Source organism: Ancylobacter lacus, assembly GCF_018390635.1.
Classification (GTDB): Bacteria; Pseudomonadota; Alphaproteobacteria; order Rhizobiales; family Xanthobacteraceae; genus Ancylobacter; species Ancylobacter lacus.
The window spans coordinates 71,083-82,451 of sequence record NZ_JAHBGE010000074.1; the positions used below are offsets into that span (position 1 = coordinate 71,083).

Annotated in this window: 10 protein-coding genes; 4 read left to right on the plus strand and 6 right to left on the minus strand. The window is 70.9% G+C overall.

The features are described 5' to 3' along the window. Positions 1-4: 4 nt before the first annotated feature. The 3 genes from KHC27_RS21920 to KHC27_RS18690 form a co-directional block, all read right to left on the minus strand. Positions 5-1,033: a tetratricopeptide repeat protein gene (locus KHC27_RS21920; protein ID WP_213341014.1), complete on the minus strand. Its 1,029-nt coding sequence runs from the start codon at positions 1,031-1,033 to the stop codon at positions 5-7. A gap of 155 nt (positions 1,034-1,188) precedes the next feature. Continuing rightward, the gene (panB, locus tag KHC27_RS18685) at positions 1,189-2,013 is read right to left on the minus strand and encodes a 3-methyl-2-oxobutanoate hydroxymethyltransferase (RefSeq protein ID WP_213341016.1); all 825 of its coding nucleotides are present in this window, start codon (positions 2,011-2,013) and stop codon (positions 1,189-1,191) included. A gap of 26 nt (positions 2,014-2,039) precedes the next feature. After that, positions 2,040-2,612, minus strand: a complete 573-nt coding sequence (locus KHC27_RS18690) for an NnrU family protein (RefSeq protein ID WP_213341018.1) — start codon at positions 2,610-2,612, stop codon at positions 2,040-2,042. A 305-nt stretch (positions 2,613-2,917) separates the two neighbouring features. Between KHC27_RS18690 and KHC27_RS18695 the strand changes: the two genes are divergently transcribed. Continuing rightward, a complete protein-coding gene (locus KHC27_RS18695; RefSeq protein WP_213341020.1) occupies positions 2,918-4,120 on the plus strand; it encodes a GGDEF domain-containing protein in 1,203 nt (400 codons plus the stop codon). Here KHC27_RS18695 and KHC27_RS18700 read toward each other — a convergent pair. The 3 genes from KHC27_RS18700 to KHC27_RS18710 all read right to left on the minus strand — a co-directional run bounded on the left by KHC27_RS18700 (position 4,092) and on the right by KHC27_RS18710 (position 6,961). Next, positions 4,092-5,711 (minus strand): peptide chain release factor 3, encoded by a 1,620-nt coding sequence (locus KHC27_RS18700; protein ID WP_213341022.1) that lies wholly within the window; start codon positions 5,709-5,711, stop codon positions 4,092-4,094. The two genes, KHC27_RS18695 and KHC27_RS18700, sit on opposite strands and share 29 nt — an antisense overlap. A gap of 72 nt (positions 5,712-5,783) precedes the next feature. After that, complete coding sequence (locus tag KHC27_RS18705) at positions 5,784-6,131, minus strand: ArsC family reductase (RefSeq protein WP_213341024.1); 348 nt, start codon at positions 6,129-6,131, stop codon at positions 5,784-5,786. 29 nt (positions 6,132-6,160) lie between these two features. Further along, positions 6,161-6,961: a DUF72 domain-containing protein gene (locus KHC27_RS18710; RefSeq protein WP_213341026.1), complete on the minus strand. Its 801-nt coding sequence runs from the start codon at positions 6,959-6,961 to the stop codon at positions 6,161-6,163. A 275-nt stretch (positions 6,962-7,236) separates the two neighbouring features. Here KHC27_RS18710 and KHC27_RS18715 point away from each other — a divergent pair, with 275 nt between their 5' ends. The 3 genes from KHC27_RS18715 (at position 7,237) to KHC27_RS18725 (ending at position 11,159) form a co-directional block, all read left to right on the plus strand. Further along, entirely contained in the window at positions 7,237-7,611 is a 375-nt protein-coding gene (locus tag KHC27_RS18715) for a hypothetical protein (RefSeq protein ID WP_213341029.1), read from the plus strand. 78 nt (positions 7,612-7,689) lie between these two features. Continuing rightward, entirely contained in the window at positions 7,690-9,969 is a 2,280-nt protein-coding gene (locus tag KHC27_RS18720) for a glycosyltransferase (protein WP_213341031.1), read from the plus strand. Continuing rightward, positions 9,966-11,159: a glycosyltransferase gene (locus KHC27_RS18725; RefSeq protein WP_213341033.1), complete on the plus strand. Its 1,194-nt coding sequence runs from the start codon at positions 9,966-9,968 to the stop codon at positions 11,157-11,159. The genes KHC27_RS18720 and KHC27_RS18725 overlap by 4 nt, the downstream gene beginning before the upstream one ends. Positions 11,160-11,369: the final 210 nt, after the last annotated feature.

Consider the following 11,369-nt stretch of genomic DNA (forward strand, 5'->3'; position numbering starts at 1 on the left):
GCTCCTATTGCGGGGCGGCGGGCGAAGCGCCGCCGGGCGCGGCCGGCGCGGCGGGCTCCGGAACGGCGGCGGGCGGCGTGGCGGGGGCCGGCGTCCCGGGCGCGGCAGGCGCCGGCTCGGCCGGGGCCGCAGGCGCGGCCTCGGCGGGGGCCGGCTCCGCCGGGACGGGAGAAGCGGGCGCGGCCGGAGCGGCGGCTTCCGGCGCTGGCGCGGCGGTGTCGGGAACCGTGGTCTCGGGAGCCGCGATCGCGGGGGCGCCGGCCTCGGGGGTCGCGGGCGGCGTGCCGGCGGGGGCGTCCGGCAGCGGCGTCGGCAGTTGCAGGGTCGGAGCGTCGAGCGTCGGCGCGGGGGCGATCACCGCGGCCGGAGCCGGCGCGATCTCCGGCGCCGGGCCGCCGGCGGCGAGGCCGCGCATCAGCTCCGCGCGCTGGCGCAGTCCGGGCGGCGTCTCCGGGTCGGAGAGAATGGTCTCGAAGGTCTTGGTGGCGGCGGCAAGGTCGCCCGCGCGGTACTGCGCGAGCCCGACGATCTCGCGCGCGGAATGGCGGAACGGGCCGGTATCGGTGTCGAGCGGCTTCATCCGCGCCTCGACATCGGCCAGCGGCGCGGTGTCGACCAGCAGGTAGCCGGCCCGGAGCCGGGCGATATCCCGGGTGAGCGGGTCCAGCGCCGTGTCGTTGGCGAGCCCGTCATAGGCGGCGACGGCGGCCGGCTTGTCGGTGGCGGCCAGCTCCGCCGCGGCGCGGAAGCGGGCGAGCACCCGGTAGCCGCCGCTGCCGTCGACGGCGATCGCTGAGAAGGCCTTCTCGGCCTCCTCGTGCTTGCCCTCCCCCGCCAGCCGCAGGGCGGCGGCGAAGCGGGCACCGGCCGCTTCGGCCTGCTTGGCGCGGTACCACTCATAGCCGCGCCAGGCCGCCACGCCGAGGACGATGACGACGACGAGGGCGACGATATAGGCGCCATAGCGCGACCAGATCTTGCCCAGCCGCTCGCGGCGAAGGTCCTCGTCGATCTCGTGGAAGATGTCTGCCATCGAACGTCCGTACGCGGAATGAGTAAGGTGGGGACAGCCGGCCTCACGCCCGAAGACGCGGGAAAAGGCCATCCGTGAAGCGCGGGTAAATCATCGGTGCGGCCCGATCAAGGCAAATGTCCGGGCGCCGCCCCGCCGCGGCGCCGGCCACGCCTTCAGGCGCTCTTCTTCGAGGCGTAGACATGCTCCGGCCCGGGGAACGCCCGCGCCCGGACATCGGCGGCGAAGTTCTCCACCGCCGCGCCGATGGAGGGGCCGATGTCGGCATATTTCTTCACGAAGCGCGGCACCTTGTCGGAGAGGCCCAGCATGTCCTCCAGCACCAGGATCTGGCCGTCGCAGGCCGAGGAGCCGCCGATGCCGATGGTCGGGCAGGCCACCTCGGCGGTGATGGCGCGGGCCAGCGGCTCGGCCATGGCCTCCAGCACGATGGCGAAGGCCCCCGCCTCCGCGATCGCGCGGGCATCGTCCCGGATCAGTTCCGCGCCCGCCTCGTCGCGCCCGACCGCCCTGAACGAGCCGAGCGTGTTGATCGCCTGCGGGGTGAGGCCGACATGGCCCATCACCGGCACGCCGCGGTCGGCGAGGAAGCGCACCGTCTCCGCCATGCGGCGCCCGCCTTCCAGCTTCACCGCGCCAGCGCCGGTTTCCTTCAGCACCCGGGCCGCGGTGGCGAAGGCCTGCTGCGGGCTGCCTTCATAGGAGCCGAACGGCAGATCGACCACCACCAGCGCGCGGGAGGAGCCGCGCATCACCGCCTGCCCCTGCAGGATCATCATCTCCACCGTCACCGGCACCGTCGTCTCCATCCCATGCATCACCATGCCGAGGGAGTCGCCGACCAGCATGAAGTCGACATGGGGGTCGATCAGCCGCGCGGTGTGGGCATGGTAGGAGGTCAGGGAAACGATCGGCTCGCCACCCTTGCGGGCCCGGATGTCCGGTGCGGTGAGCCGCCGGGCGGCGGACTGAATGGACATGAGCGTCTCTTTTATGGGGCGTCTCTTCAACCCGGCATCACCGGCACGCCGACGACGTACGGGTGAAACAGGAAGGCGAGCGCCGCATAAAGCACGAGACCGCCGGCCACCGCAACGAGGTCCCCGCCCCAGCCGGAAGACGCTACCGGCAGGGGTTCGCCCCGCTTCTTCACCGAGATGCGGTCATAGACGGCCCAGGCCAGCACGATGAGGAACAGCGTCAGCGACGCGACGTCGCCATTGGCGAGCACATGGGCGAGCGCCCAGATCTTCACCGCCACCAGCATGGGATGCTTGAGCCTCGCCCGGATGTGGCTCGGCACATAGGCCGCCACCAGCGCGATGCTGGCGAACAGCATCAGCAGCAGGGTGAGGTGGCGCAGCCCGACCGGCGGGTCATACAGGACGCGCGGCCCTTCCGAGCGCCACTCGCCGAAGCCATAGGCGGTGAGCAGCAGGCCGATGGTCGAGACCAGCGCATACAGCCCCTTGTACGGCCCCTCGCCGATCCGCGCGATCACGCCCGCGCGGGCGTCGCGCCGGGTGGTGAAGACATGCGCGCCGAGAAACAGGACGAGGCCGATCAGCATCGTGATCATGGCGGAAACTCCGGGCTGGACCGTTGGGGGGGACGGTCGGTGCGGCCCGCACGCTAGAGGGATTCCAGCCTCGGCGCCACGCGGCGTTCGCACGCGGCAGCGGCCGGGGCAGCGCGGCGGCATCCCTCGGGCCCCGCTCCCCCGCTCGGTTCGGAGGCCCGCAACTTTTCCGGGCTGATACCCGCCATGATACCGGCGAAACGTGCATAATCCTGGCGCGCCATCGCCCGGGCGGTGGTAAGGTAGGCTGTCTTGCCGGCGGCCCTTACCCACGGAGGACGGTGTCCTTCGTCGCGGAACGCTTTATGCTGATCGACTATTCGTCCCTGCTGATCGCGATCGGGTTCTCGGCCATATGCCTGTCCGTCATCCTGTTTTCGAGCTGGATCACGGCGCGGACGGAGACTTTTCTTCTCACCTGCGCCGCCGCGCTGGGGCTGCTCGTCCTCCACGTCTTCAGCTACAGCCTGTACATCGCACGCCCGGTGCCCTGGCTCGGCGCCTTCGCCTTCAGCCTGCTGCTCGCCGGGCTCGCCACGCTGCACGCCGCGTCCCGCCAGTTCCGGCTGGGGGCATCGTCGTGGTCCTCCCCGCTCGCCGGCGGCCTCGCCATTGCGATCGTGGCGCCGCCCCTGCTGGCCGGCTATGACGGGGTCGGCTGCGTGCTGTTCAACCTTGCTGCCGCCACGCTGCTCGCCGCCACCGCCGCCGAATACTGGCGCGGACGCGCCGAGGCGCCGGGCGCCATCACCGCGCTCGCCGGGCTCCACATGCTGGCCGGCCTCTCCTTCCTGCCCTGCACCGTGCTGCTGGTGCTCAACGGCAAGGCACGGCTGGACGCACCGCCGCAAAACTGGGCCGAGGACCTCAACGTCATCATCGGCATCATCGCGGTGCCCGGCGCCGGCGCCCTCACCCTGGCGCTGAACCAGACCCGGCTCGCCCGCGCCCACAAGCAGGAGGCGATGACCGATTCCCTGACCGGGCTGCTCAACCGGCGGGCGCTGTTCGATCTGGTGGCGAACGAGCCTCTGCGCGGGGATGTCGCCGTCGTGCTGTTCGACATCGACCGCTTCAAGACGATCAACGACGAGCGCGGCCACGCCGCCGGCGATCAGGTGCTGGCCTGCTTCGCACAGGCGCTGCGCGAGCGGGTCGAACAGCGGGCGCAGCAAGGCCCCGCCCTGCCCCCGGTCTTCGCCCGGCTTGGCGGGGAGGAATTCGCGCTGCTGCTGCGGGGCGCCGTCGCCGAGTCCGCCCTGCGCGAGGCGGAGGCGGTGCGCGCCCGCTTCGCCGCCCTCGTGCAGGAACGGCTCCACCTCGGCTGCACCGCAAGCGCCGGCATCGCCTTCGGCCAGCCGAACGGCTATGATTTCGAGGCGACGCTCAACGCGGCCGACCAGATGCTCTACGGCGCCAAGCGGAACGGGCGGGACCGCGTCGCCATCGCGAGCGCCCGCCTCGTGACCTTGCTCACCCCTACGCCGCGACCTTCTTCACATCCTTGATGTCGGTGAAGACCACGCCCGGCCAGCGGTCGCCGGTATAGCCGATCATGAAGGCCGAGGAGGCGAGGAACACCGGGTCGCCGTCGAGGTCCTCCGCCATGGCGGAGCGGTTGGCGGTGCCGAAATCCTCCAGCTTCTTCGAATCCGTGCAGCTCACCCAGCGGGCGAGCTGGAATTCGCTCATGTCGAAGCCGACATCGAGGCCGTATTCGGCATCCAGCCGGTTCTTCAGCACGTCGAGCTGCAGCGGCCCGACCACCCCGACCAGCGCCGGCGAGCCGTCGACCGGGCGGAAGACCTGCACCACGCCCTCCTCCGCCATTTCCTGAAGCGCCTGCTTCAGCTTCTTGGCCTTCATGGCGTCGGCCAGCTTCACCCGGCGCAGGATTTCCGGCGCGAAGCTCGGCACGCCGACGAAGTTCAGTTCCTCGCCTTCGGTCAGGGTGTCGCCGATGCGCAGATTGCCGTGGTTGGGAATGCCCACCACGTCGCCGGCATAGGCCTCTTCCGCGAGCTGGCGGTCCTGGGCGAAGAAGAACTGCGGCGTGGCAAGGCTCATCGGCTTGCCGGTGCGCACCAGCTTCGCCTTCATGCCCCGCGCCAGCTTGCCCGAGCACAGCCGGGCGAAGGCGATGCGGTCCCGGTGGTTGGGGTCCATGTTCGCCTGGATCTTGAAGACGAAGGCGGTCATGCGCGGCTCCTCCGCCTCGACCCGGCGCTTGTCGGCGTCCTGGGCGCGCGGCGGCGGGGCGTGGCGCCCGAGCCCCTCGAGCAGGTCGCCGACGCCGAAATTGCGCAGCGCCGAGCCGAAATACACCGGCGTCAGGTGGCCTTCGAGGAAGGAATCGAGATCGAACGGGTTGCAGCCCTCGCGCACCAGCCCCAGCTCCTCGGCGAGCGCCGCCTCATCGAGCGAGGCGTTGAGCGCGGCGATCTCCGCCATGCTCATCTGCCGCAGCGGGCCGGTCTTGCCCTCGTCTCCATCCAGCAGCCGCATGCCGCCGGTGGCGATGTCCATGGTGCCGACGAAGTCGCGCCCCCGGCCCACCGGCCAGGTCATCGGCGTGGTGTCGAGCGCCAGCGTCTTCTCGATCTCGTCGAGGATCTCGAACGGGTCGCGGCTCTCGCGGTCCATCTTGTTGATGAAGGTGATGATCGGGATGTCGCGCAGCCGGCAGACCTCCAGCAGCTTGCGGGTGCGCGCCTCGATGCCCTTGGCCGCGTCGATCACCATCACCGCGGCGTCGACCGCGGTGAGCGTGCGGTAGGTGTCCTCGGAGAAGTCCTCGTGGCCCGGCGTGTCCAGCAGGTTGAACACATGGCCGCCGAACTCGAAGGTCATCACCGAGGTGGCGACCGAAATGCCGCGTTCCCGCTCGATCGCCATCCAGTCCGAGCGGGTGGAGCGGCGGTCCTTCTTGGCGCGCACCTGTCCCGCGAGCTGGATGGCGCCGCCGAACAGCAGCAGCTTCTCGGTCAGCGTCGTCTTGCCCGCATCCGGGTGCGAGATGATGGCGAAGGTGCGCCGGCGCGACACCTCGCGGGCGAGCGGGGAAAGCGCGGGGGGTGATGAGGTCGTGAGGGAGTCCATGCCCGCGGATGTGGCAGGGAAGCCCGCCAATATCAAGGGCGCGAACGCCCTCCCGGCACCGACCGGCGGGGCTCAGCCCGGGAACAGCCCCTCGTAGCGCTCCGGCCGGAAGCCGACCACCACGGTGCCGTCGCGTTCCAGCACCGGGCGCTTGATCAGGGTGGGTTCGGCCAGCATCAGCTCGAAGGCGGCGAGGCCGTCGAGATTCTGCTTCCGCGCCTCCGGCAGCTTGCGGAAGGTGGTGCCGGCCTTGTTCAGCAGGGTCTCCCAGCCCACCGCCTTGATCCAGCCGCCCAGCCGGTCGCGCTCCAGCCCGTCCGCCCGGAAATCGTGGAAGCGGTAGGCGACGTCGTGGCTGTCGAGCCAGCCGCGCGCCTTGCGCACCGTATCGCAGGTCTTGATGCCGTACAGGGTGACCATTCCTTCGCCTCCGTTCGTGCCGCCGTCCGTCAGCCCAGACGCTCGATCAGGGACATGGCGGCGTGCGGGTTCCGCTCCTTGTAGCCGGAAATCACATAGAGGTAGACGTCGCGCGGCCCGGCCGGGGCGGGTGCGTCGGCGACATGGGCGAGGTCCGCCGGCCGCTCGCCTTCGGCCCAGCGGCGGGCGCGCCCGGCCCAGGCGTCCAGCTCCGCCGCGGAATAGCCGAGCGGCTCGGCCTCGCGCGTGCCCATGATGCGGGCATAGACGAAGGGCGCCGTGGTGTCGGCGATCTGGGGGTGTTCGCTGTCCCCCGCCGTCACGATGGCGACGCCGTAGGCCCGGGCCATGGCGATGAAATCCGGGTGGCGGAAGCTGTCATGGCGCACCTCTACCGCGTGCCGCAGGGCGCGGCCTTCATAGCTCGCCGGCAGCAGCCTGAGGAAAGCCTCGAAATCGGCAGGGTCGAAGCGCTTGGTCGCCATGAACTGCCAGTTGATCGGCCCCAGCTTGTCCTTCAGCTCCAGGATGCCGCTGGCGATGAAGCGCTCCACCGAGGCGCCGGCTTCCGCGAGCACCCGCCGGTTGGTGGCGAAGCGCGGCCCCTTCATGGCGAAGACGAAGCCGTCCGGCGTCTCCTCGCGCCAGCGGGCGAAGCTCTCGGGCTTCTGGGAACCGTAATAGGTGCCGTTGATCTCGATCGACGTCAGGCGCTGCGCGGCATATTCCAGCTCGCGCTTCTGGGCGAGCTTGTCGGGGTAGAAGGTATCCCGCCACGGCTCGAACACCCATCCGCCGATCCCGATACCGATTCGCCCCTGCTCAGCCATGGTAAAAGACCTCATCACCACCATTCCGGGTCTTACTAACGCCGGACGCGTTCATCGGGCAGCCGCCACCTCATGCCGCGGCCAATGATTTTCCGTTTTCGGACAATGATTTCCATATTCGGAACGGAAAATCCCGGCACCTTCCGCTCCGGCCGTTGCCGGCACGCACCCGGCACCTTAGAAACATTAGGAGAAGCGGATGGGTCCAATCCTGCGCTTCCACGTTGATGCAACGGCAGGGTTTCCGCCGCAGCATCGGGGACGGGAGAGAATCATTGGCTGGCATCATGCGCACCTTCAGCAAGAAGGTCTCCAAGCTCTGGCGCCCCGTGGAACGTCGGCTGAAGCCCCATGTCGACCGCTGGACGGGCAAGACCGAGCGGCGGCAGCGCGCCCGCCAGAGCGCGCTCGAAGAACAGATTCCCGCCTTTCTCGCCGCCGTTCGCACGGTGAAGGCGTTCGGCTTCGAACTCTCCGGGGTTCGCCGCGACGTGGCGGCGCTGAAGGCGGAGAATGAGGCGCTGCGCGCCGAGATCGAGGCGCTGAAGAACGCCGTGGCCGGCACGGCGGGGGGGCCCGCCCCCCACGCCGACCCGGATCTGCCGGGCCGCCGGTTCGAAGTGCGGAACCTCTCGCAGAAGGCTTCGTGAGTCGGGCGCGCCCGCTCTCCCCGGAAGACCCGCCGCGCCACGACACCGGCCCCTCCCACACAGCCCCGGCGGCGGACCATGGCGGTTTATCGTTTGCCCATGCCTCACCTGAACGCCTTCCCCGACCCCAGCGTCTCGATCGTCATCGTCTCCGACGGACGGCGCGACGCGCTGGTCAAGACCCTCGAGAGCCTCAACTGGCTGGAAGCCGCCAGCTTCGAGGTGGTGGTGGTCTGCGGGCCGACGCCTGACGGCACCCGCGAGGCGATGGCCGCGCTGCGGGAGCGGATCAAGGTCCGGCACTGCGCGGTCCGCAACATCTCCGTCGCCCGCAACATCGGCATCGCCGCGGCGTCGGGCGAGATCATCGTCTTCCTCGACGACGATGCCTTTCCCGAGCCGGAATGGCTGGGCCAGCTCGTCGCCCCCTATGCCGACCCGCAGGTCGGCGCGGTCGGCGGCATCGTCTACGACCATACCGGCGTCGGCATCCAGTACGACTTCGCCGTCTCCGACCGGCTCGGCCACACCGACCGCAACTGGCACCGCGCCGCGGACGAGTTCAATTTCCCCTATTCCTCGCAATTCCCCCACATACTCGGGGCCAACTCATCGGCGCGCCGCGCCGCGCTGCTGGACATCGGCGGGTTCGACGAGGAATACGAGTTCTATCTCGACGAGACCGACCTGTGCTGCCGGCTGATCGACGCCGGCTGGACCATACGCCAGCTCGATCACGCCTTCGTCCACCACAAGTTCCTGCCGAGCGCGATCCGCTCCGAGAACAAGATCACGCGCAAGCGCTACGCGATCCTGAAGAACAAGATCTACTTCTCCATCATCAACAATCGCGGCCATCACTCGCGGGTGGAGATCGTGGAGGACGCGCTGGCGTTCATACGCGAGCACACCCGCGACATGGTCTACAACGTCGACCACGGCAAGCTCCTGCCGGCCGACCTCGCCGAGTTCCACGCCGACGCCGACCTCGCGCTGGAGGCCGGCATGGCGCGCGGCCTTTCGGGCGCGCGTCGCCTGCCCCCGCCCGGCTTCCTCAGCCAGCCGGCCCCCTTCCTGCCCTTCCCGCGCAGCATCCCCCGGCCCGGAGCCGGGGCCTATTGCTTCGTCAGCCGGGAATATCCGCCGGGCGTGGTCGGCGGCATCGGCTCGCACATCTTCGCGCTCGCCACCACCGTCGCGGCGATGGGCCATCAGGTGCACGTCATCACCGAGAGCGAGAACCACCACCGCGTCGATTTCGAGCACGGCGTGTGGGTGCACCGGCTGGACCGCAACCTCCCGCGGGTCCACCCGCCCGCCGGCGTCGAGGTGCCGCGCTCGGCGTGGCGGCACGCCACCCGCGTGCTGGAGGAAATCCGCCGCATCGCCGCCAAGCGCCCGGTGCGCGTGGTGCACTCGCCGATCTGGGACGCCGAAGGCATCGCTGTCACCCAGAGCGGCGAATTCGCCCATGTGGTCGGCCTGCACACCACCATGCGGCAGTGGCTCGACAGCCACCCCGACAAGGCCGCCGACACCGAGTTCATGGAGCGCTTCGGCACGCCCATGCTGGCGGCCGAGGCCCGGCTGCTGCGCGAGGCCGACGCGATTCACGGCAACAGCGCCGCCATCGTCGAGGAAATCCGCGCCCGCCACGGGGTCGACCTCGCCCCGCCGCGCCTCACCATCGTGCCGCACGGGCTGATCGACGAGACCGGCCTGCCGGCGGTCCCGCCGGCCCCGCTGCCGCCCGGCGCGGTGCGGGTGCTGTTCGTCGGGCGGCTGGAACTGCGCAAGGGCGTGCAGTTCCTGCTCCCGGCGCTGGCCCGGCTCATGGCGGGCCGGCCGGGCCTCCATGTCGACATGGTCGGCGACGACAGCATCGCCGACGCGCCCGGCGGGCTCACCTTCCGGCAGGCCTTCGAGGCCGGCAACGCGCCGGAGGATGTGAAGGCACGGCTGCGCTTCCACGGCCGCACGCCGGAGGCGGACCTGCGCGGTTTCTACGCCGAGGCCGATCTCGTCGTGGTGCCCTCGCTGTTCGAGAGCTTCGGGCTGGTGCTGGTCGAGGCGATGATGCGGGGCAAGGCGACGATCGCCTCCCGCGCCGGCGGCATGGTGGAAATCGGCATCGAAGGCGAGACCACCCTGTTCGCCGAGCCGGGGGACGAGGCCTCGCTGGAGGCGGCGCTGGCCCGGCTGATCGACGATGCCGAGCTGAGGGCGCGGCTGGGCGCGGGCGGCCGCCGCCGCTATGAGGCGCGCTTCACCGCCGAGCGGATGGCGCAGGACGTGCTCCGCCTGCTGGACGAGGCCGCCGGCCGCTTCGCCGCGCGCAACCGGAAGATCGCCTCGTGACCCTGACACCCGCCCCGGCCGGGGGCCCGAACCCGGCCCGGCGCCCACGCATCGCCATCGTCTCGCCGATCATCGCCCGGCTCGACGCCATCTCCCTGACGGCGATCGAGACCGGGCGCGCCCTCGCCGAGGCGCTGGACGCGGAGGTCCGCTACTTCACCGGCCGGTCGGATTTTCCCGAGCTGAAGGCCCGGCGCGCCACCGGCCCGGTCGACCTGCTGACCGACCCGTTCTTCGTCGGCTGCGACGTGGCGGTGTTCGAGTTCGGCGTGTTCGCCCCGCTGTTCGACACGCTGCTGCTGTCGCATCCGCACCGGCGCCACATCGTGCGCTTCCACAACATCACCCCGCCCGAGCTGATGCCGCCGGCCGACCGGGAAAGCCTGACCCGGGCGTGGGAGCAGGTCCACCTGCTGCGCGAGGCCGATCTGGTCTGGGCCTGCAGCCCGGTGAACGCGCAGGTCGCCCGCGACCACGGCGTCGCGCCGGAGCGGCTGGTGCTCTCGCCGCTGGCGGTGGAGGAGCCGCCGCGCGGCACGCTGGCCGCCAAGCTCGCCCCCGGCCGCCACGCCGCGGGCGCGCCGATCGAGATGCTGTTCCTCGGCCGCATCGTCGCCTCCAAGGGCGTGCTGGACCTGGTGCAGGCGCTCGGCCGGCTGGCGCCGCGGCTGGACCGGCCGATCCGGCTGCGCATCGCCGGCAATATGGAATGGTCGCCGGCGGACTATGTCGCCCGCGTCCGCGCCGCGGTGGCCGAGAGCGGGCTCGCCGACAGCATCGAGTTCCTCGGCACCGTGACCGACGCCGAGCGCGCGGCGCTCTATGCCCGGGCGCATCTGTTCGTGCTGCCGTCCTATCACGAGGGCTTCTGCAAGCCGGTGGTGGAGGCGCTGCGGGCGGGCTGCCTGCCGGTGACCTATGACGCCTACAACCTCGCCTTCATCGCCGGCGGCCATGGCCGGCTCGCGAAGACGGGGGATGTCGAGGCGCTGGCGCAGGCCCTGTTCGACGTCCTCGCCGGGCTGGACCTTGGCGAGGCCCGCACCGATGCCGGCACCCGGTCACTGGCGGCCCATGATGCCGCGGTCGACGCCTATGTCGGCGATTTCTCGCCGGAGCAGTTCCGCCGCACCGTGGCGGAGGGCGTGCGCCGGGTGATGGCGCAGCCGGGGCGCGCCGGCGAAGGCTGAGCCCTCCCCGCGCCCCCGGCGCCGCTTGCGCCTCCACGCCCGTCTCCTTGCCGAAGCAACCAACCGCCGGCCGTCGCCGAGCCACCGGACACGAACCGCACCTGCCGGCTGAGGCGGCCCCGTGTCGACGCGATGCGCGCGATTCGACGGCAGCGCGACCGTTCTGCCTCTGGTTTTCGAACCCCCGTCATTCCCGCCGGACGGGCGCCC

Excerpts from the sequence above, each read along its gene's own strand:
- KHC27_RS18695 (WP_213341020.1), top strand. The coding sequence starts at position 2,918 with ATGCTGATCGACTATTCGTCCCTGCTGATCGCGATCGGGTTCTCGGCC.
- KHC27_RS18710 (WP_213341026.1), bottom strand. The coding sequence starts at position 6,961 with ATGGCTGAGCAGGGGCGAATCGGTATCGGGATCGGCGGATGGGTGTTC.
- KHC27_RS18720 (WP_213341031.1), top strand. The coding sequence starts at position 7,690 with ATGGCGGTTTATCGTTTGCCCATGCCTCACCTGAACGCCTTCCCCGAC.
- KHC27_RS18690 (WP_213341018.1), bottom strand. The coding sequence starts at position 2,612 with ATGATCACGATGCTGATCGGCCTCGTCCTGTTTCTCGGCGCGCATGTC.
- KHC27_RS18700 (WP_213341022.1), bottom strand. The coding sequence starts at position 5,711 with ATGGACTCCCTCACGACCTCATCACCCCCCGCGCTTTCCCCGCTCGCC.
- panB (WP_213341016.1), bottom strand. The coding sequence starts at position 2,013 with ATGTCCATTCAGTCCGCCGCCCGGCGGCTCACCGCACCGGACATCCGG.
- KHC27_RS21920 (WP_213341014.1), bottom strand. The coding sequence starts at position 1,033 with ATGGCAGACATCTTCCACGAGATCGACGAGGACCTTCGCCGCGAGCGG.
- KHC27_RS18705 (WP_213341024.1), bottom strand. The coding sequence starts at position 6,131 with ATGGTCACCCTGTACGGCATCAAGACCTGCGATACGGTGCGCAAGGCG.